14 protein-coding genes are annotated in these 18839 nt (G+C 63.2%); 7 read left to right on the forward strand and 7 right to left on the reverse strand.

Translation table 11 applies throughout. The features are described from left to right. Positions 1-2: 2 nt before the first annotated feature. From ACOJSJ_RS06015 to ACOJSJ_RS06030, 4 genes are read right to left on the reverse strand one after another with little or no spacing between them, the layout of a single operon-like run. The gene (locus ACOJSJ_RS06015) at positions 3-1415 is read right to left on the reverse strand and encodes a sugar porter family MFS transporter (RefSeq protein ID WP_420144080.1); all 1413 of its coding nucleotides are present in this window, start codon (positions 1413-1415) and stop codon (positions 3-5) included. Positions 1416-1438: 23 nt separating this feature from the next. Next, positions 1439-2311 carry an SMP-30/gluconolactonase/LRE family protein gene (locus ACOJSJ_RS06020; protein ID WP_420144081.1) on the reverse strand — a complete coding sequence of 291 codons (873 nt, stop codon included), beginning with the start codon at positions 2309-2311 and terminating at the stop codon, positions 1439-1441. Between the two features lie 2 nt (positions 2312-2313). Next, positions 2314-3075, reverse strand: coding sequence for an SDR family NAD(P)-dependent oxidoreductase (locus tag ACOJSJ_RS06025; RefSeq protein WP_420144082.1), 762 nt, complete (start codon positions 3073-3075; stop codon positions 2314-2316). Beyond that, complete coding sequence (locus ACOJSJ_RS06030) at positions 3072-4217, reverse strand: fumarylacetoacetate hydrolase family protein (protein ID WP_420144083.1); 1146 nt, start codon at positions 4215-4217, stop codon at positions 3072-3074. The genes ACOJSJ_RS06025 and ACOJSJ_RS06030 overlap by 4 nt, the downstream gene beginning before the upstream one ends. A gap of 152 nt (positions 4218-4369) precedes the next feature. Here ACOJSJ_RS06030 and ACOJSJ_RS06035 point away from each other — a divergent pair, with 152 nt between their 5' ends. Beyond that, complete coding sequence (locus ACOJSJ_RS06035; protein WP_420144084.1) at positions 4370-4582, forward strand: hypothetical protein; 213 nt, start codon at positions 4370-4372, stop codon at positions 4580-4582. Between the two features lie 217 nt (positions 4583-4799). On the opposite strand, the gene ACOJSJ_RS06040 is transcribed toward ACOJSJ_RS06035, so the two are convergent. Continuing rightward, positions 4800-5234 (reverse strand): EF-hand domain-containing protein, encoded by a 435-nt coding sequence (locus ACOJSJ_RS06040; RefSeq protein WP_420144085.1) that lies wholly within the window; start codon positions 5232-5234, stop codon positions 4800-4802. Positions 5235-5504: 270 nt separating this feature from the next. On the opposite strand from ACOJSJ_RS06040, the gene purB reads away from it, so the two are divergent. Beyond that, entirely contained in the window at positions 5505-6821 is a 1317-nt protein-coding gene (gene purB, locus ACOJSJ_RS06045) for an adenylosuccinate lyase (RefSeq protein WP_420144086.1), read from the forward strand. Between the two features lie 97 nt (positions 6822-6918). Here purB and ACOJSJ_RS06050 read toward each other — a convergent pair whose 3' ends face one another. Beyond that, entirely contained in the window at positions 6919-7992 is a 1074-nt protein-coding gene (locus ACOJSJ_RS06050) for a LacI family DNA-binding transcriptional regulator (RefSeq protein ID WP_420144087.1), read from the reverse strand. Positions 7993-8068: 76 nt separating this feature from the next. Beyond that, a complete protein-coding gene (locus tag ACOJSJ_RS06055; protein ID WP_420144094.1) occupies positions 8069-10201 on the reverse strand; it encodes an alpha-glucuronidase family glycosyl hydrolase in 2133 nt (710 codons plus the stop codon). A gap of 167 nt (positions 10202-10368) precedes the next feature. Between ACOJSJ_RS06055 and ACOJSJ_RS06060 the strand changes: the two genes are divergently transcribed. From ACOJSJ_RS06060 to uxaC, 5 genes are all read left to right on the forward strand, one after another. Then, entirely contained in the window at positions 10369-12747 is a 2379-nt protein-coding gene (locus ACOJSJ_RS06060; RefSeq protein WP_420144088.1) for a glycoside hydrolase family 3 N-terminal domain-containing protein, read from the forward strand. Positions 12748-12782: 35 nt separating this feature from the next. Beyond that, the gene (locus ACOJSJ_RS06065) at positions 12783-15119 is read left to right on the forward strand and encodes a glycoside hydrolase family 3 N-terminal domain-containing protein (RefSeq protein WP_420144089.1); all 2337 of its coding nucleotides are present in this window, start codon (positions 12783-12785) and stop codon (positions 15117-15119) included. 14 nt (positions 15120-15133) lie between these two features. Next, positions 15134-16345, forward strand: coding sequence for a D-mannonate dehydratase ManD (manD, locus tag ACOJSJ_RS06070; RefSeq protein ID WP_420144090.1), 1212 nt, complete (start codon positions 15134-15136; stop codon positions 16343-16345). A gap of 5 nt (positions 16346-16350) precedes the next feature. Next, positions 16351-17652, forward strand: coding sequence for an MFS transporter (locus ACOJSJ_RS06075; RefSeq protein ID WP_420144091.1), 1302 nt, complete (start codon positions 16351-16353; stop codon positions 17650-17652). Then, positions 17649-18839: glucuronate isomerase (uxaC, locus tag ACOJSJ_RS06080; protein WP_420144092.1), on the forward strand; the 1191-nt coding region annotated here is incomplete at its 3' end. The genes ACOJSJ_RS06075 and uxaC, both read left to right, overlap by 4 nt.

Genomic DNA, 18839 nt, shown 5'->3' on the forward strand with positions numbered 1-18839 from the left:
GATCAGCCGACCATGTCTTCCAGTTCGCGGCCCTTGGTTTCATGCACCATGGCACGGACGAAGAAGAAGCTGACCAGCGCGAAGAAGGCATAGCCGGTATAGGTCACGACCAGCCCCGGCGACACGGCGAGCGCCGGGAAGCTGACGGAGATGGCCGCGTTGGCGATCCACTGGGCAAAGCCGGCGACGGCCAGACCCGATCCCCGGATCTGGTTCGGGAACATTTCGCCCAGCATGACCCACATGATCGGACCCCAGCTGAGGTTGAAGAAGATCACATAGAGGTTCGCGGCGATCAGCGCCATCAGGCCGTTATGGCCCGGCAGGGTGACCGCGCCGTTCGCGCCGGTAACGGCGGTGGAAAAGGCGTAGGCGACGATGGCCAGCGTGACCGCCATGCCTGCCGACCCGATCAGCAGCAATGGCTTGCGGCCGATCTTGTCCACCAGTGCGATGGTGCCAAGGCACGCGCCGATCGACAGCACGCCCGACAGGATGTTGATCTGAAGCGCGTTATCTTCCGAAAAGCCGACGGCTTCCCATAGCGTCGCGCCATAATAGAAGACGACGTTGATGCCGACCAGCTGCTGGAACACGGCAAGGCCGATGCCGGTCCACACGATCGGGCGGATCTTGCCGGTGGTCTTGTTGATCAGGTCGCTGAGTTTCGGGCGATGATGATCGGCGGCCAGGCTGGCGCGGATTTCAGCGACTTTGCGCGTGGCGGCGTCCGCGCCGAACAGGCGGGTCAGCACGGCGTGGGCGCGTTCGTCCTGCCCGCGCGCGACGAGGTAGCGGGGGCTTTCGGGAATGACGAGCAGGGCGAGGAAATAGATGGCCGCCGGGATCGCCTGCAACCAGAACATCCAGCGCCACGCGGGGAAGTCGAGCCACAGCGGCGCAGTGGAGCCACCGGCATAGCGGGCCAGTACGAAATTGGCGACGAACGCGCCGGTGAGGCCCGAAATGATCATCACCTGCTGCACCGACGACAGGCGACCGCGCACATTGGCGGGCGTCACTTCGGAAATATAGACAGGCGAAATCACGCTCGCCGCGCCGACGCCGAGACCGCCGATGATGCGGGCGACGATGAAGATGGCGGATGAACCGGCGGCCCCCGCCAGCAGCGCGCTGACCAGAAACAGGATCGCGGCGGCCATCATCACGCCGCGCCGTCCGATCAGGTCGGCCATGCGACCGGCACCGAATGCACCGATCGACGAACCCACCAGAATCGCGCCGACATTGATGCCGATGCCGAGTTTCCCAAGGTCGAAGGCGCTTTCCAGCCCCTTTTGCGTGCCGTTGATGACGCCGCTGTCATAGCCGAACATGAACCCGCCGATCGTCGCCACGGCCACGATCGCGGCGATAAAGGCCATATTGACCCTTTCCGCGCTCCCCTCGTTCATCCTGCTTGTGTCCTTCCTGATCTTTATATTTGCGCGACATGGCCCGGCAGTCCAGCGACGCCGGGGTCGAAGGCGAACAGATCGCCTGCCAGTGGCTGTTCTGTCAACGCTGTCATGTCCAGTCCCTTGCGCGCCGTCGTCGCATAGGCGGTTTTAAGGTCTTCGCCGCCAAAAGCGATCTTGGTGATATTGGCGACGGGGAAACGGATTTCACGCATCAGAGCGCCGTCCGGGTCGTACCGGCGCACCGCCCATCCGCCGAACAGGCCGGTCCACAGGCACCCTTCAGCGTCCACGGTCGGCCCGTCGGGATAGCCTGCGCCGTCCTCGATCCGGGCGAAGATGCGCGTGTTGCCGACGCTGCCGTCATCGTTGAGGTCGGTGCGCCAGATGCGCTTGCCCAGCGTATCAGTATGATAGAGGATACGTCCGTCGGGCGAAATGGCCGGGCCGTTGGTGATGGATACGGCGGGCAGGCCGCTTTCCACGCATTCACCCTTGTGGAAACGGTAGAAATGGCCGCTGTCCACTTCCTCCGCATCATCCATCGATCCGAACCATAACGCGCCGTCGGGCGCGACGCAGGCGTCATTCTGCCGATTACCGGGCATATGCGTTTCGGGTGCATGGATCAGCGTGAAGCTGCCTTGCGCGGGATCGAAACGATGTACGCCCGATTGCAGGCCGACGGCGAACAGCCCATCGATGGTGGGCAATATCCAGCCCACCTGTCCCGGCGCGGCCCAGCTCTTGTCGACACCCAGCGCCGGATCATAGCGGTGGATGCGATGATCCTTGATGTCCACGAACCACAAAGCGGCGTCGCGTGCCACCCAGACTGGCCCTTCGCCCAGCGTTGCGCCCACGGACAGGACGCTTTGCGGCTGCATGGCCATGATCAGCGCCAGCCTGCGTCGATGAAATAATCATGCGCGGTGCAATAGCGTGCATCGTCCGACGCCAGGAACATGGCGAGCGCGGCGACGTCCACCGGCAGGATGCGACCGTCCAGGCATTGCGCCGCGACGATTTCCGCTTCGCCTTCGGGCGTGTACCATTTTTCCTGACGCAACGTCTTCACATTGCCCGGAATGATGGTGTTGACGCGGATATTGTCGCGGCCAAGATCGCGGGCGAGGCTGCGGGTCAGGCCTTCGATGGCGGCCTTTGACGTCTGGTACAGGACCAGATCGGGCAGGGCGAGGTGCCAGCTGATCGAACCGAAGTTCAGGATCACGCCGCCGCCCGCGCGCTTCATGGCCGGAACCACGGCCTGCGCCGCGAAGAACAGATGGCGCAGGTTCACCGCCATCCGCTCTTCCCAATAGGCGGGCGTGACTTCTTCCACCGTGTGGCGATCGTCATTGGCGGCGTTGTTGATCAGGATGTCGATGCCGCCGAGGTCGGATTCGACCTTCGCCATCATCGCCTGAACCGCGTCGATGTCACGCAGGTCCACCGCATGGAAGGCGGGGGCAAAGGCCGCATCGACGGACAGGCGGGCGACCAGCGCCTGGCTTGCCTCCACGGCGATGTCGCAGAATGCGACTTGCGCGCCCTGCGCCACAAAGGCTTCGACAAGTCCTTCGCCGATGCCGCTGCCGCCGCCGCTGATGAAAACCCGCTTGCCCTTCAGACTGGGGTAGATGGCGCCGCTCATGCGGTTTCCTTTTCCTGTGCGGTCAGAAGCCCGCGCGTGGCGAGGTTGGTCATCATTGCGGTGAGGCCAAAGGTCCATGGCGCCGCGTCCTTCGAGGTGACGACGGTGTTGACCAGCTTGCCAAGGCGCGGCGTGGAGATGGTGACGACGTCGCCGACCTTGTGCGTGAAGCCGCGACCCGGATCGTCACGATCCTGCACGGGGGCGAACAGCGTACCCAGGAACAGGGCGAAACCGTCGGGATATTGATGTTCCGACAGCGTCTGGCGCACCAGATCGAGCGGATCGCGGCTGATCTGGTTCATGCTGCTATGGCCTTCCAGTCGATAGCCTTCCGGGCCATCGATCGTCAGGTCGATTTCGGCATTGCGTACATCATCGATTGTGTAGCCGCCATCGAACAGGCGGATGAGCGGGCCGAGCGAGCAGGAGGCATTATTGTCCTTTGCCTTGCCCAGCAGCAGGGCGAAGCGCCCCTCGAAATCGCGCAGGTTGACGTCGTTGCCCAGCGTCGCGCCGACGGCTTCGCCTGCCGCGTTGGCGATCAGCACGACTTCGGGTTCGGGATTGTTCCAGGTGGAATCGGACCGGATGCCGATGTCCGCGCCCACGCCCACGGTCGACAGTACCGGCGATTTGGTGAAGACTTCCGCGTCCGGGCCGATCGCGACTTCCAGATATTGCGACCACAGGCCGTCTTCGATCAGCGCGGCTTTCAGCGCGGCGGCTTCATCGGTGCCGGGCACCACGGCGCGGATCGAACCGCCCACGCGCTGTTCCAGACGGCCGCGAATGGCGGCGGCGGCGCCAGCGTCGCCGCGCGCCCGTTCCTCGATCACGCGTTCCAGTGCGGAGACGGCGAAGGTGACACCACAGGCCTTGACGCATTGCAGGTCGACGGGGCTGAGCAAGGGCAGGTCGAGCGTGTCGAGCGGCCCCAGTTCTTCGCCCGCATCGGCGGCGACGGGCAGCAGTTCGACCAGCTGCGCCACGGTTGGCGCGACGCGGCTCATGTCATAGGCGACGCCATTGGCCACCATGATCGGGCTGGGACCGGCAGCGGTCTGGACACGGCCCAGGAACAGGCCTTCCCGCCAGTCCGCAGGCAGGGAATCGAGCAAGGAAAATGTCCCCGGCATCATCAACTCCTAAAGCGATGGTTGTTCATTGATAGCGCTACCAACATTGATCCGGCGTTGAAGTCAATAGGGGGCCGACAAAATGCGCGGAGCGTCGTGAACGAACGTTCCACCTCTTTTCCTCCGGCCCGCTTTGGGGCATATTCCACAGGACCATGAGCAATATCGAAAAAGACGCGCCGGTCACCGGCGCCAATGTCGCCAGCCCCGCAACCCCCGCCGCCGAACCGGAAAAGGACAAGAGCAAGGTCGATCTGGCCACCGCCGCGATCCGATCTGCGGGCAAGGGCGTCTGGGCGGGCGCGGCCGTCGGCATTGGATCGGCCGCGATCGTCGCCGCACTTCTCTACAGCCGCAAAAAGGGCTGAGAGCCGAATCCGGAAACACGCAGGAGCGCCCGTTTCCGGACAGCCTGTGACATTATTTCTCGCGCCAGCGAGTCCAAACCCTGCTGCGGGCAGTCGCCCGTCGATCATTCGCAAATAAAAAGAGGCGGCATGGCTCTAAGTCCATGCCGCCTTCGGTGCGCCCTTCAGGCTCTTTTCTCCCCATCCTTCGTGACGGGAAGGGGACGGTTATTCCTTATTATGCAGCGCCGCCGGTCAGATAGGCCACCAATTCGGGCTTGCTGATCGAAATGCTCTTGTCCTTGTCGGCGGTCGTAAACGCGCCATTGGCCCATGCCGAAACCTGATCGGCGGGCAGGGTGGACCCGGTCGCCTTCATTTCCTGCGATTTTAGCGCCACCATCCAGCGGGTGAATTCCGCCTGATCCAGCTGGCCGTCGCCATTGGCGTCGTAAGCCGGAAATTCACTGTCGACGATCGCAGCAACCGATCCGGCCGTATTAGCGGGGGTTGCAGGGGTCGCCGCCTGCGGGGCGGCAGGGGTTGCGCTTTGCGGAGCCGTTGACGTTGCCGGCTGGGGTGCGGTGGGCATGGCGCCCTGATCCGGCGCCTGTTGCGCCATGGCGGGCGCAGCTATCGCCAGCGCGGTGGTGAGTAATAATGTGCGGACCATGGCAATTTCCTGTTACCTTCACATATGTCGAAACGACATCTGTCGCTTGGCCTTAAAATGATGGTCAAATAATGAACAGGGACTGGCCAATGTTCCTGTCGATTGTATCCGTAGCCGACATTCATCCTGAAAATATGGTCGCTTCGTCGGTTTTGCCGACCTGTTGCTGGATCGACGTCACGCGACCGCTGCGAATTTGATCATCGGGGGAGACGCTGCTAGGCGCGCGGGAAATTCCTACACCACTCCAGCCGTCACAGGATTCGCGCCATGGTCCCACGCTACGCCCGCCCGCAAATGACTGCCCTCTGGGAACCCGAAGCCCGCTTCAAAATCTGGTTCGAAATCGAAGCGCATGCGACCGAAAAACTGGGCGAACTGGGCGTCGTGCCTCCGTCCGCCGCCAAGGCGTTGTGGGACTGGTGGGCGACGAACCCCGCCATCGACGTGCCCGCGATTGATGCGATCGAAGCGGTTACCAAGCATGACGTCATCGCTTTCCTGACCTGGGTCGCCGAACAGGTGGGCGACGAAGCCCGCTTCATGCATCAGGGCATGACGTCTTCCGACGTTCTGGACACGTGCCTTGCCGTACAGCTGGCCCGCGCCGCCGACATCCTGATCGACGATCTGGACAAGCTGCTGGAGGTGATCAAGCGCCGCGCCTTCGAACATAAGCTGACGCCGACCATCGGCCGCAGCCATGGCATCCACGCCGAACCTGTCACCTTCGGCCTCAAGATGGCCGAGGCCTATGCCGAATTCAGCCGTTGCAGGACGCGCCTGATCGCGGCCCGTGCCGAAATCGCCACCTGCGCCATTTCCGGCGCGGTCGGCACCTTCGCCAATATCGACCCGCGCGTCGAGGACCATGTCGCGGACAAGCTGGGCCTGGCCATCGAACCGGTATCGACGCAGGTCATCCCGCGCGATCGTCACGCCATGTTCTTCGCCACGCTGGGCGTGATCGCGTCGTCCATCGAGCGCCTTGCCGTGGAGGTCCGCCATCTTCAGCGCACCGAAGTGCTGGAAGCGGAGGAATATTTCTCGCCCGGTCAGAAGGGTTCGTCGGCCATGCCGCACAAGCGCAACCCGGTGCTGACCGAAAATCTGACCGGTCTTGCCCGTATGGTGCGCAGCGCGACCATCCCCGCGATGGAAAATGTGGCGCTGTGGCATGAGCGCGATATTTCGCACTCTTCGGTCGAACGCTATATTGGCCCCGATGCGACCATCACGCTCGACTTCGCGCTGGGTCGCCTGACCGGCGTGATCGACAAGCTGCTCGTCTACCCTGAGCGGATGATGAAGAATCTCGACAAGATGGGCGGTTTGGTCCACTCGCAGCGCGTTCTGCTGGCGCTGACGCAGGCGGGAGTCAGCCGCGAGGACAGCTATCGCTACGTCCAGCGTAACGCCATGAAGGTGTGGGAATCGGACGGTCAGCTGTCGCTGATGGAATTGCTCAAGGCCGACGAAGATGTCGCCAAGGCGCTGTCCGCGCAGGACATCGAGGAAAAGTTCGACCTCGATTATCATTTCGCGCAGGTCGACACGATCTTCAAACGGGTCTTCGGCGAAGCGTAAGCCGTCACCTGACCCTGTGCTTCTGTGAAAGCGGGAGCACAGGGGCGCTGGGCGGATCTATTGCCTCAGGCTCCTGCTTTTGCAGGAGCACGGAATATTATCGCCCGTCGATCCTTGGGCGCACTCTGGGCGCGGCATCGGACTGTCGCCGGATCAGCGCATGGTCGAGCACCAGATGTTCGGCCCGGTCCGCGCCGCGATCCCGGCGGCTCTTGAGTTGCCGCACCAGTACCTCCACCGCCGCGCGCGCCATCGCGCTGATCGGCTGACGGATGGTGGTGAGTTCGGGCCAGATCGTGGTCGCGAGTGACGTATCGTCGAAACCGCAGACGGTCAGGTCGCCGGGCACGTCCAGCCCGCTGCGATGTGCGATGGCAACGGTCGCGGCGGCCATGTCGTCATTGCTGGCGAATATGGCCGTGGGCGGTTCTGCCAGCGCCAATATATGTTCCGCCGCGTCCAGACCGGACCGGTAGGTGAAATATCCCTGCGCGATCAGATCGTCCTGCACCGCGATGCCCGCTTCGGTCAGCGCTGTGACATAGCCGTCGAAACGACGTTCGCTGGCGCTTTGATTGGGGTTGCCCCTGATGAAGCCGATTCGCGTATGGCCGAGCGCGATCAGGTGCCGGGTCATTTCATAGGCGGCATCGCGATCGTCGATGCTGACGGCGGACAGGTCCGACGGTGCTCGCCCGGTGGCGACCGCCACGGCGGGAATGCCCGCATCGTCCAGCGCCGCGACCATGTCGTCCAGATCGCAGAGCGGCGGCGGCAGGATGACCCCGTCGATCCGCCCGCGTTTCAGATGGGCGACGACCGATGCGATCGATGTTTCCTCATCCCACTTTTCGACGACCAGATCGACGCTCGACCGGCTGGCCTGATCCAGGCTGCCGACCAGAAATTCGGAAAGGTAGGAGGAGGAAGGGTTGGAATAGAGCAGCCCGATCCGCGTTTCTTCCCCGCCCGCCAAAGTCCGCGCGGCGGCGCTGGGGGCGTAATTGAGCGCGGCGATCGCCGCCTCCACCTTTTCCCGTGTCGCGGTGCGCACCACCTGTTCGCCGTTGATGACGCGGGACACCGTCATGGGCGACACGCCGGCATGGGCGGCGACATCGTTGATGGTGGGCGCATTACGCTGGCGGCGGGATGATCGGCTGTCGCTCAAAAGGGGGCGGCTTTCGCTGGATTGATGTCGCTGCCGAAATGGTAGCGACATCAACCACCGTAATTAAAGTGAAAAATCAATTATGGCCCGGTGCATAGGGGAATTTCAGAGCCCTGTACCAGTTCAGGTCATGCGCGGGCGCGGCCGATCCGGCGGGCAGGGGGCGTTTGGACACCGACTGGAAATAGGCAATGCTGGCATCCCGCCACCATTGGGCCTCCCTGTGCTGGATGGTCAGGAAGGCTTCCGTTTCCGCAAAGCGTTCCGCATCGACATAGGGTTTGAGCGATGCCCAGCGCGTCTGCATGTCCGCTACATAGGCGACGCCCCGGTCATAATGATGGACGAGACCATCCCACAGATTATCACCCGATTTCAGGCGATAATCCCATGGCACATGATGGAACCAGAGCAGGTCGCGTTCAGGCGTGGTCTTCACATTCGCCCACATTTTCGCCACGGGCGGCGCATATTGGGCGACGGCGTCGCTGCCGCTTTTCGTCCGGTCGAACCCGATGCCGTTCGCATCGGCCTTGTGATAATAGACCGGGTTCCATTCGGGGCGCGCCAGTTCCGATACCCATGGACCGGGACCATAATGGTGGCCGGTGTCCATGACATGGGCGAGGCCCAGCGGCGTCATATAATCGACCGCCGCCTCGCGCGATCCCATCATCATCTTCACGACCGGGGCCACGACCTTCTGGTCGGGGGAGAAGGTCATCGCCGCCCATTCGCGCGCGATTCCGTCCGCCGACAGGCTGGTGTCCCAGGCGAGGCGACCAAAAGCATACCAGTCCGCCTGATTGAAGATCGACCCGCTCCAGTCGCGATCGACGCCGATATTGGCGACGCCCGCAATGCCGGTCAGCTTATGCCCCTCCAGCGATCCGTCGATCACCTTGGCCACCGTCGATCCCTTGCCTTTGGCATAGGTGTCGGCGTCCAGCGTTTCCTCGAATAGCGGGCCGAGATAGGTCAGATGCGTCGACTGGCCCAGATATTCCTTGGTGATCTGGAACTCCATCATCAACGGCGTCTTGGGCATCGCACCGAAGAGGGGGTGGAAGGGCTCGCGCGGCTGGAAATCGATCGCGCCATTCTTGACCTGTACGATGACATTGTCGGCGAACTTTCCGTCCAGCGGTTGGAAATCGGTATAGGCCTGCTTCGCGCGGTCGTCGGGATTGTCATGGGCGTAGACGAAGGCGCGCCACATCACGATGCCGTTATGGGGCTTCACCGCTGCGGCCAGCATGTTCGCGCCGTCGGCATGGGTGCGGTTGTAATCCTGCGGTCCCGGCTGGCCTTCGCTATTGGCTTTCACCAGAAAGCCGCCGAAATCGGGAATCGCTTTGTAGATCTCGTCAGCCTTCGCTTTCCACCACGCCGCGACCTGTGGATCGAGCGGATCGGCGGTCTTGAGGCCATCCAGTTCCATCGGCGCGGTCCATTTCACCGACAGATAGACCTTGATGCCATAGGGGCGGAATATGTCCGCCAGCGCCGCCGCCTTTTCGATATAGCGCGCGGTCAGGCTGTCCGCCTTGGCATTCACATTGTTGAGGACGGTGCCGTTGATGCCGATGGACGCATTGGCGCGCGCATAGTCGGTATAGCGTGGCCCCTTCCAGTCGGGCAGCCGCCACCAGTCCCAGATCGACTGCCCGGCATAGCCGCGTTCCACCGTGCCATTGAGGTTATCCCAATGGTTGAGCAGGCGCAGGCCGATCTTGGGCGCGCTGCGAATGTCGAGATTGTCAAGGCTCTCGCCGCTCTGGGCCAGGCGCAGCCAGTGATAGGCGCCATGCAGCAGGCCGACGTCGCTGTTTGCGGCGATCAGTGTCACCGCCTTTCCATCCACGCTGACCGAACGAATCGCATAGCCTTCGCTGCCGAGGCCTTCGGTCTTTACCGGCAGGGAAGGGGTAGAGGCGGGGGTGGCAAGCCACAACGCGCCCTGTTGCAGCGTAGCGGACAGGGCGGGCGAATGGCCGGTCATGCCGGCGATCGCGCGCCGCAGTTCATCGGTGGCGATGGTCAGCGTCGGGCTGTTGCCGGGGGCCATGATGGCGGTGGCATGGGTCGCCAGTACGGGCGTGCGGGCGGAATCGGCGGGCGCATAGCGCAACCACAGATCATAGCCATCCTCGGCCTGCGCCACGGTGGCGGTGAGGGGCGTCAGCGCCGTCCCGGCCATGGCGATCATCCAGCAAAACACACGCGCTTTCACTTTTATCCTCTCCCCTGATGCAGACCGTCAATGCCGTTCCATCGGGCATTGACAAGACCTTCTTGTCGACGCAATGGTAACGCTATCAGTTTGGTTGCGGCAAGCGGAAAGATCGCTGCATCAAAAAAATGGAGAGGGGCGTCGTGATCCGTACCAGCAAAATCCTCTGCGCCGCTTCGGTGCTGGCGCTGAGTCATGTGCTGCCAATGGCCGTCGCACAGTCCGCGCCCGCCGCCGCCACATCCGCAAAGCCCGTTTACAAGGATGCCTCCGCCCCGGTCGAAGCGCGCGTCGACGATCTGCTGTCGCGCATGACGCTGGACGAAAAAATCGCGCAGATCACGACGGTCTGGACCGATAAGGTCAAGATATTCGATGACCGGATGCAGATCGATCCGGCAAAGCTGGTCGCGCAATATCCCAATGGCCTTGGCCATTTCACCCGGCCTTCCGACGGAAAGGGCAGTTTCAGTCCTCGGGTCGCACCAGGACGCAATCCGCGCCAGACGGTCGCACTGGTCAACGCCCTGCAAAAATGGGCGATGACGCAGACGCGGCTCGGCATCCCGATCCTGTTTCATGAGGAAGGGCTGCATGGCTATGCGGCCGTCGGCGCGACCAGCTTTCCCCAATCCATCGCCATGGCGTCGTCCTTCGACACGGACATGCTGCGTGACGTCAACAGCGTGATCGCGCGGGAAATCCGTGTGCGCGGCGTGCCGATGGTGCTGTCGCCGGTGGTGGACATCGCCCGCGATCCGCGCTGGGGCCGGATCGAGGAAACTTATGGCGAAGATCCCTATCTGGTCGGCGAAATGGGCGTGGCCGCGGTCGAGGGGCTGCAAGGCGTCGGTCGCAGCCGTGACCTGCCCGCAGGCAAGGTGTTCGCGACGCTGAAGCATCTGACCGGCCATGGCCAGCCCGAAAGCGGCACCAATGTCGGCCCCGCGCCGGTCAGCGAACGCGAACTGCGCGAAAATTTCTTCCCCCCCTTCGAACAGGTGGTGAAGCGCACCGGCATAGAGGCGGTGATGGCCAGCTATAATGAAATCGATGGCGTGCCGAGCCATGCCAATCGCTGGCTGCTGGAAAATGTCCTGCGCGAAGAATGGGGTTTTCGCGGTGCGGTCGTCTCCGATTATTCGGCGGTCGACCAGCTGATGAGCATCCATCATATTGCGGGGACGTTGGAGGAGGCCGCGATCCGTGCGCTGGACGCCGGGGTCGATGCCGACCTGCCCGAAGGCCTGTCCTATGCCACGCTGGGCAAGCTGGTGCGTGAAGGCAAGGTGAGCGAGGACAAGGTGAACCTTGCCACCCGCCGCATGCTGGAGCTGAAATTCCGCGCCGGGCTGTTCGAAAATCCCTATGCCGATGGGGCGAAGGCGGAGGCGATCACCAACAATGCGGAGGCGCGCGCACTGGCGCTGAAATCGGCGCAGCGGTCCATCACCCTGCTCAAGAATGACGGCATGTTGCCGCTGAAGCCCGAAGGGACGATCGCCGTCATCGGGCCGAGCGCTGCCGTTGCCCGTCTGGGCGGCTATTATGGTCAGCCGCCGCATACGGTGTCGATCCTCGACGGGATCAAGGCGAAGGTCGGCGCAAAGGCGAAGATCGTCTTCGCGCAGGGCGTGAAGATCACCGAAAATGACGACTGGTGGGAAGACAAGGTCGTCAAGTCCGACCCGGTCGAGAACCGCAAGCTGATCGCGCAGGCGGTCGAGGCGGCGAAGGGTGTGGACCGGATCGTCCTGACGCTGGGCGACACCGAACAGTCGAGCCGCGAAGGATGGGCCGACAATCATCTGGGCGACCGTCCCAGCCTCGATCTGGTAGGTGAGCAGCAGCAACTGTTCGACGCGCTGAAGGCGTTGGGCAAGCCGATTACCGTGGTCCTCATCAACGGGCGCCCCGCATCGACGGTGACGGTCAGTGAACAGGCCAACGCCATTCTTGAGGGATGGTATCTGGGCGAGCAGGGCGGCAATGCCGTCGCGGACGTGCTGTTCGGCGATGTGAACCCCGGCGGCAAGCTGCCCGTCACAGTCCCGCGATCGGTCGGGCAATTGCCGATGTTCTATAATGCGAAGCCGTCGGCGCGTCGGGGCTATCTGTTCGATACCACCGACCCGCTTTATCCCTTCGGCTTTGGCCTTTCCTACACGACGTTCGACCTGTCGGCGCCGCGTCTGGCCGCGACCAGCATCGGCACCGGCGGCAAGACGACTGTCTCGGTCGATGTTCGCAACAGCGGCGCGCGGGCGGGCGATGAAGTCGTTCAGCTTTATATCCGCGACAAGGTCAGCTCGGTCACGCGGCCGGTCAAGGAGTTGAAGGGCTTTCAGCGCATAACCCTGAAACCCGGTGAAATGCGCACGGTCAGTTTCACGATCAGCCCCGAAAGCCTGCAGATGTGGGACGCAGACATGCACCGCGTGGTCGAGCCGGGCGATTTCGAGATCATGACCGGCAACAGTTCGGTCGCGCTCAAATCCGCGACGCTGACGGTCACGCCGTGAAAGCGGCTTTCGCACGGCGTCAGACGCTGGGGTTGATGGCCTCTACGTCTTTTCTGGCGGCGGCCCCTGCCGTTGCCGCGAAGAAAAGCGGGCCGCTCTACAAGGATGCGACCGCGCCCATCGACCTGCGCGTTCGCGACCTGATCGGCCGCATGACGTTGGAAGAGAAGGTCGGGCAGATCATCGCGCTCTGGGCGACCAAGGCGGACATCATGGATGATCTTACCTTCTCGCCGGAAAAGGCGAGCAAGGCCTATCCGGCGAGCTTCGGCCAGATCACCCGGCCGTCGGATCGTCGCGGCGCGCCCAATGGATCGACGCAGGCGGGCGGCGTCGGTGCGCGCTGGCGCAGCCCGGCCGATACCGTCGCGTTCATCACCGCCGTCCAGAAATGGGCGATGGATGAAACCCGGCTCGGCATCCCGGTCCTGTTTCATGAAGAATCGCTGCACGGCTATATGGCGAGCGACGCCACCATGTTCCCGATGGCGATCGGCATGGCGGGCAGTTTCGACCGGCAGTTGATGCAGGATGTCCAGTCCGTCATTGCCCGCGAAGTGCGCGCGCGCGGCGTTCATCTGGCGCTGTCGCCGGTGGTGGACATCGCCCGCGACCCGCGCTGGGGCCGGATCGAGGAAACTTTTGGCGAAGACCCCTATCTGTGCGGCGAAATGGGTGTCGCGGCGGTGCTGGGCCTGCAGGGGGAAGGCAAGACGCTTGGCCCCGACAAGGTCATGGCGACGCTCAAGCACATGACCGGCCATGGCCAGCCGCAAAGTGGTGAGAATGTCGCGCCCGCGCCCATCAGCGAACGGGAATTGCGGGAGAATTTCTTTCCGCCCTTCCGTCAGGTGGTGAAGCGCACCGGCATCGCGGCGGTCATGCCCAGCTATAATGAAATTGACGGGGTGCCCAGCCACCAGAATATATGGCTGCTGGGTGACATATTGCGCGGCGAATGGCATTTCGACGGCGCGGTGGTCAGCGATTATGGCGCCGTCCACGAACTTGACACCATCCACCATGTTCAGCCCGATGGGGAAGCGTCTGCACGCGCCGCTCTTCGCGCTGGCGTGGATTGCGAGCTGCCCGATGGCCAGACCTATCGGACGCTCGTGGAACAGGTCCGCAGCGGCAAAGTGCCCATCGAAGCGGTCGACATGGCAGTCATGCGCATGTTGACGCTGAAATTCCGCGCGGGCCTGTTCGAAAATCCCTGGCCGCGGCGTGACCATGAAGCGTTGACGGGCAATGCGGAGGCGCGCGCTCTGGCGCTGACGGCCGCGCAACGCTCCATCGTGCTGCTCAAGAATGACGGTACGCTGCCCCTGACGCCCGGCGCGCACGGGACGGTCGCGGTGATCGGTCCTAACGCCGCCATTGCGCGCCTTGGCGGGTATAGCAGTACGCCGCGCCAGACCATATCGCTGCTGGAGGGCGTTCAGGCGAAGCTGAAGGGCAGGGCGCAGGTCGTCCACGCGCAGGGCGTGTTCATCACGCAAAGCGAGGACCGGTCCGCCGACGCGGTGCTGCTGGCCGACCCGGCCCGGAACCGCCAGCTGATTGCCGAGGCGGTCGAGGTGGCGAAGGAGGCGGATGTCATCCTGCTCGCCATCGGCGACACGGAACAGACCAGCCGCGAAGGCTTTGCCAAGAACCATCTGGGCGATCGCACCAGCCTGGACCTGCTGGGCGAACAGAATGCGCTGTTCGCCGCGCTGAAGGCGACCGGCAGGCCGGTGGTCGTCTGCGCGATCAACGGCCGCCCGCCCAGCTATCCGACCGTGGTCGATGGCGCGAATGCGCTGCTGGAATGCTGGTATCCGGGGCAGGAAGGCGGCGCCGCCATGGCGGACATCCTGTTCGGCGACGTCAATCCGGGCGCGAAGATGCCGGTCACGGTCGCGCGCGATGCAGGGCAGCTACCTGTCTTTTACAATCGCAAGCCAAGCGCCCGGCGCGGCTATGTATTCGAAGACATCAGTCCGCTTTTTCCGTTCGGATACGGCCTGAGCTACACAAGATTTGAAATTGGAAAGCCAAGACTTTCTTCTTCACGGATTGGTGTCGGCGGATCGGTGACGGTGGAGGTCGACGTCCGCAACGCCGGGGACAGGGCAGGGGACGAAGTCGTCCAGCTCTACGTCCATGACAGGCAGGCGTCCGTTACGCGGCCGATCAGGGAACTGAAGGGATTTGAACGGATCACGCTCGCCCCCGGCGAAACGAGGACCGTGCGCATGCCCCTTGGCCCGGAAGCCTTTTCCCTCTGGAACCTCGACATGCAGGAAGTGGTCGAACCCGGTCTGTTCGACATCATGGTCGGACCGGACAGCCGGAATCTTCAAACCGTTACGCTCGAAATCATCTGAACAGGATCATACAAATGCCTAAAATAGTTGATGCCAAGGTTATCATCACCTGCCCCGGCCGTAATTTCGTCACGCTGAAGATCATCACGGACGAAGGCGTCTATGGTCTGGGCGACGCCACGCTGAACGGCCGCGAGCTGGCCGTCGCCAGCTATCTGACCGACCATGTCATCCCCTGCCTGATCGGCCGGGACGCCCACCGGATCGAGGATGTCTGGCAGTATCTCTACAAGGGCGCCTATTGGCGTCGCGGCCCCGTTACCATGTCGGCCATCGCCGCAGTCGACACGGCGTTGTGGGACATCAAGGGCAAGCTGGCGGGCCTGCCGGTCTATCAGCTGCTGGGCGGGGCGAGCCGCGAAAGCGTGATGGTCTATGGCCATGCCAACGGCACCACGATCGAGGATACGGTCAAGGTCGCGCTGGAATATCAGGCGCAGGGTTACAAGGCGATCCGCATCCAGTGTGGCGTGCCGGGCATGGCGTCCACCTATGGCGTGTCGAAGGACAAATATTTCTACGAACCGGCCGACGCCGACCTGCCGACCGAAAATGTGTGGAATACCAGCAAGTATCTGCGCGTCGTTCCCGAACTGTTCAAGGCCGCGCGTGAAGCGCTGGGCTGGGACGTGCATCTGCTGCACGACATCCATCACCGCCTGACCCCGATCGAGGCAGGGCGCCTGGGCAAGGATCTGGAACCGTATCGTCCCTTCTGGCTAGAGGATGCGACCCCGGCTGAAAATCAGGAAGCGTTCAAGCTGATCCGTCAGCACACCACCACGCCGCTGGCCGTGGGCGAGATTTTCAACTCGATCCATGATTGCCGCGAACTGATCGAAAACCAGCTGATCGATTATATCCGCGCCACTGTGGTCCATGCAGGCGGCATCAGCCACCTGCGCAAGATCGCCAATCTGGCTGACCTGTATCAGGTCCGCACCGGTTGCCATGGCGCGACTGACCTGTCGCCGGTCTGCATGGCCGCCGCGCTGCACTTCGATCTTAGTGTCCCGAACTTCGGCGTGCAGGAATATATGCGCCATACCGAGGAAACCGACGCCGTATTCCCCCATGCCTATACGTTCGAAAACGGGATGATGCATCCGGGCGACAAGCCGGGGCTGGGCGTCGACATCGACGAGGAACTGGCCGCCAAATATGAATATAAGCGCGCCTTCCTGCCGGTGAACCGTCTGGAAGACGGCACCATGTTCAACTGGTAAGCCCCATGACGCAGGCGATCCCCAAGCCGTCAGGCCCAGCGAAACCTTCCGGGAAAATTCGCTGGATCGTCTGCGGCCTGCTCTTTGCGGCGGTGGTGCTGAGCTATATCGACAGGCTGGTCCTGCCGACGCTGAAGCCCGATCTTCAGGCCCGCTATGGCTGGAGCGAGAGCGGCTATGCTGACCTCGCCATCTGGTTTCAGGCGGGTTATGGCATCGCCTATGTCTTTTTCGGGCGGTTGATCGACAGGATCGGCGCGCGGGCGGGCTATGCGCTGGCCGTGGCGCTGTGGACCTTCGGCCATGTCGCCCATATCTTCTTCACCTCTACGGCAGGCATGCTGCTGGCGCGCATCCCGCTCGCCATCGGGGAGGCGGGGACATTCCCCGCCGCCATTGCCGCAACCAACGAATGGTTTCCCAAGAAGGAACGGGCGCTGGCCATCGGCATCTTCAATGCCGGGTCCAATGTCGGCGCCATCCTGACGCCGCTGGTCGTGCCAATCATCGCGGTGACGATGGGCTGGCGCTGGGCCTTCATCCTGACCGGCCTGCTGACGGTGTTCTGGCTGGCGGCATGGCTGACCTTCTATCGCCGTCCGCGCGACAAGAAGGGATTGAGCGCGGAAGAACTGGCGTGGATCGAAACCGATCCTGTGGAGCCGCAGCGCCCGGTCAAATGGGCCACCCTGTTCCGCCATCGTCAGACATGGGCCTATATGTCCGGCCGGTTCCTGATCGATCCGGTGTGGTGGACATTCCTGTTCTGGCTGCCCGATTTCTTCAACAAGCAATATGGCGTGAAGATGCTGGATTTCGGTCCGCCGCTGATCGCCGTCTACCTGCTGGCGGATGTGGGTTCGATTGCCGGGGGCTGGGCATCGTCGCGCTTCATGGGGCGGGGCTGGAGCCTCAACCGGTCGCGCAAATCCGCGATGTTCCTCGCCGCGCTGTGCGCCGTGCCCATCGCCTTTGCCGCTCATGCGCCATCCATGTGGATCGCGGTCGGCCTGATCGGCCTGGCCTGCGCCGGGCATCAGGGTTTTTCCGCCAATCTCTACGCGCTGCCCGGTGACGTGTTTCCGCGCTGGATGGCTGGATCGGTCGTCGGCCTTGGCGGCCTGTCGGGCGCGGTCGGCGGCATGTTGATGGCCAAGTTTGCCGGCGTGATCCTGGAAACCATCGGCAGCTTCGGCCCGATCTTCGCGGTCGCCTCCGTCGCCTATCTGATCGCGCTCGGCGTGATCCACCTCCTTTTGCCGCGCTACCAGCCGGCAATCGCCACTCTTCCCGAAAGTGCCGCATGACAAAGTCTCTCAGCCTGCACCCCGACCGCCTGTTTCCGTCGGACCCGGCCACGCGCGACATTGCGCGCCGCCTGTATGCGAGCGTGAAGGATCTGCCGATCGTGTCGCCGCATGGCCATACCGATCCGCGCTGGTTCGCCTATGACGAACCCTTCGCCAATCCCGCCGAGCTGCTGATTGTGCCGGATCATTATGCGTTTCGCATGCTGATGAGCCAGGGCGTGAAGCTGGAGGAACTGGGCGTCCCGACCGTAGACGGCAGCGACACCGAAAGCGACCCGCGCGCCATCTGGCACCGCTTCGCCGCCAATTACCATCTGTTCCGTGGCACCCCGACGCGCATGTGGCTGGACTGGGTTTTCGCCGAAGCCTTCGGCATCGACGTGCGGCTGGAGGCGGAAACGGCCGACCATTATTACGACATTATCGACGCGGCGCTCAAGACCGCCGCCTTCCGCCCCCGCGCCCTGTTCGAACGCTATAATATCGAAGTGATCGCGACGACCGAAGGGCCGCTTGACCCGCTCGACCATCATCGCGCCATTCGTGCGTCGGGCTGGGGTGGCAAGGTCGTTACCGCCTATCGCCCCGATCCGGTGCTGGACCCGGACGATCCGCGCTTCATCGCCAATGTGCAGCGTTTCTGCGCCATGACGGGCGAAGATGCGGGCAGCTATGCCGGATACCTCCGCGCCCATGAAAAGCGTCGCGCCGACTTCCGCGAAGCGGGCGCGACATCGACCGACCATGGCCATCCGTCGGCCTTCACCGCCAACCTGCCGCGCGAAGAGATTGAGGCGCTTTATGCCAAAGTCACGACCGGTCCGGTTTCGGCGAAGGAGGCGGAACTGTTCCGCGGCCATATGCTGACCGAAATGGCGCGCATGTCGATCGAGGACGGCATGGTGATGCAGCTGCACCCCGGCGTCCATCGCAGCCACAATGCCGCCGTGCTGGCGCGCTTCGGCAAGGACAAGGGCGGCGACATTCCGACCGCGGGCGAGTTCGTGCAGGCGTTGAAGCCGCTGCTCGACGCCTATGGCAACGATCCGCGCCTGACGCTGATCCTCTTCACGCTGGACGAGGATGTCTATTCGCGCGAACTCGCCCCGCTGGCCGGCCATTATCCCGCGCTCAAGCTGGGGCCGCCCTGGTGGTTCCATGACAGCCCGGAAGGGATGCGGCGC

This window comes from Sphingobium sp. (genome assembly GCF_048594625.1).
Lineage (GTDB): Bacteria > Pseudomonadota > Alphaproteobacteria > Sphingomonadales > Sphingomonadaceae > Sphingobium.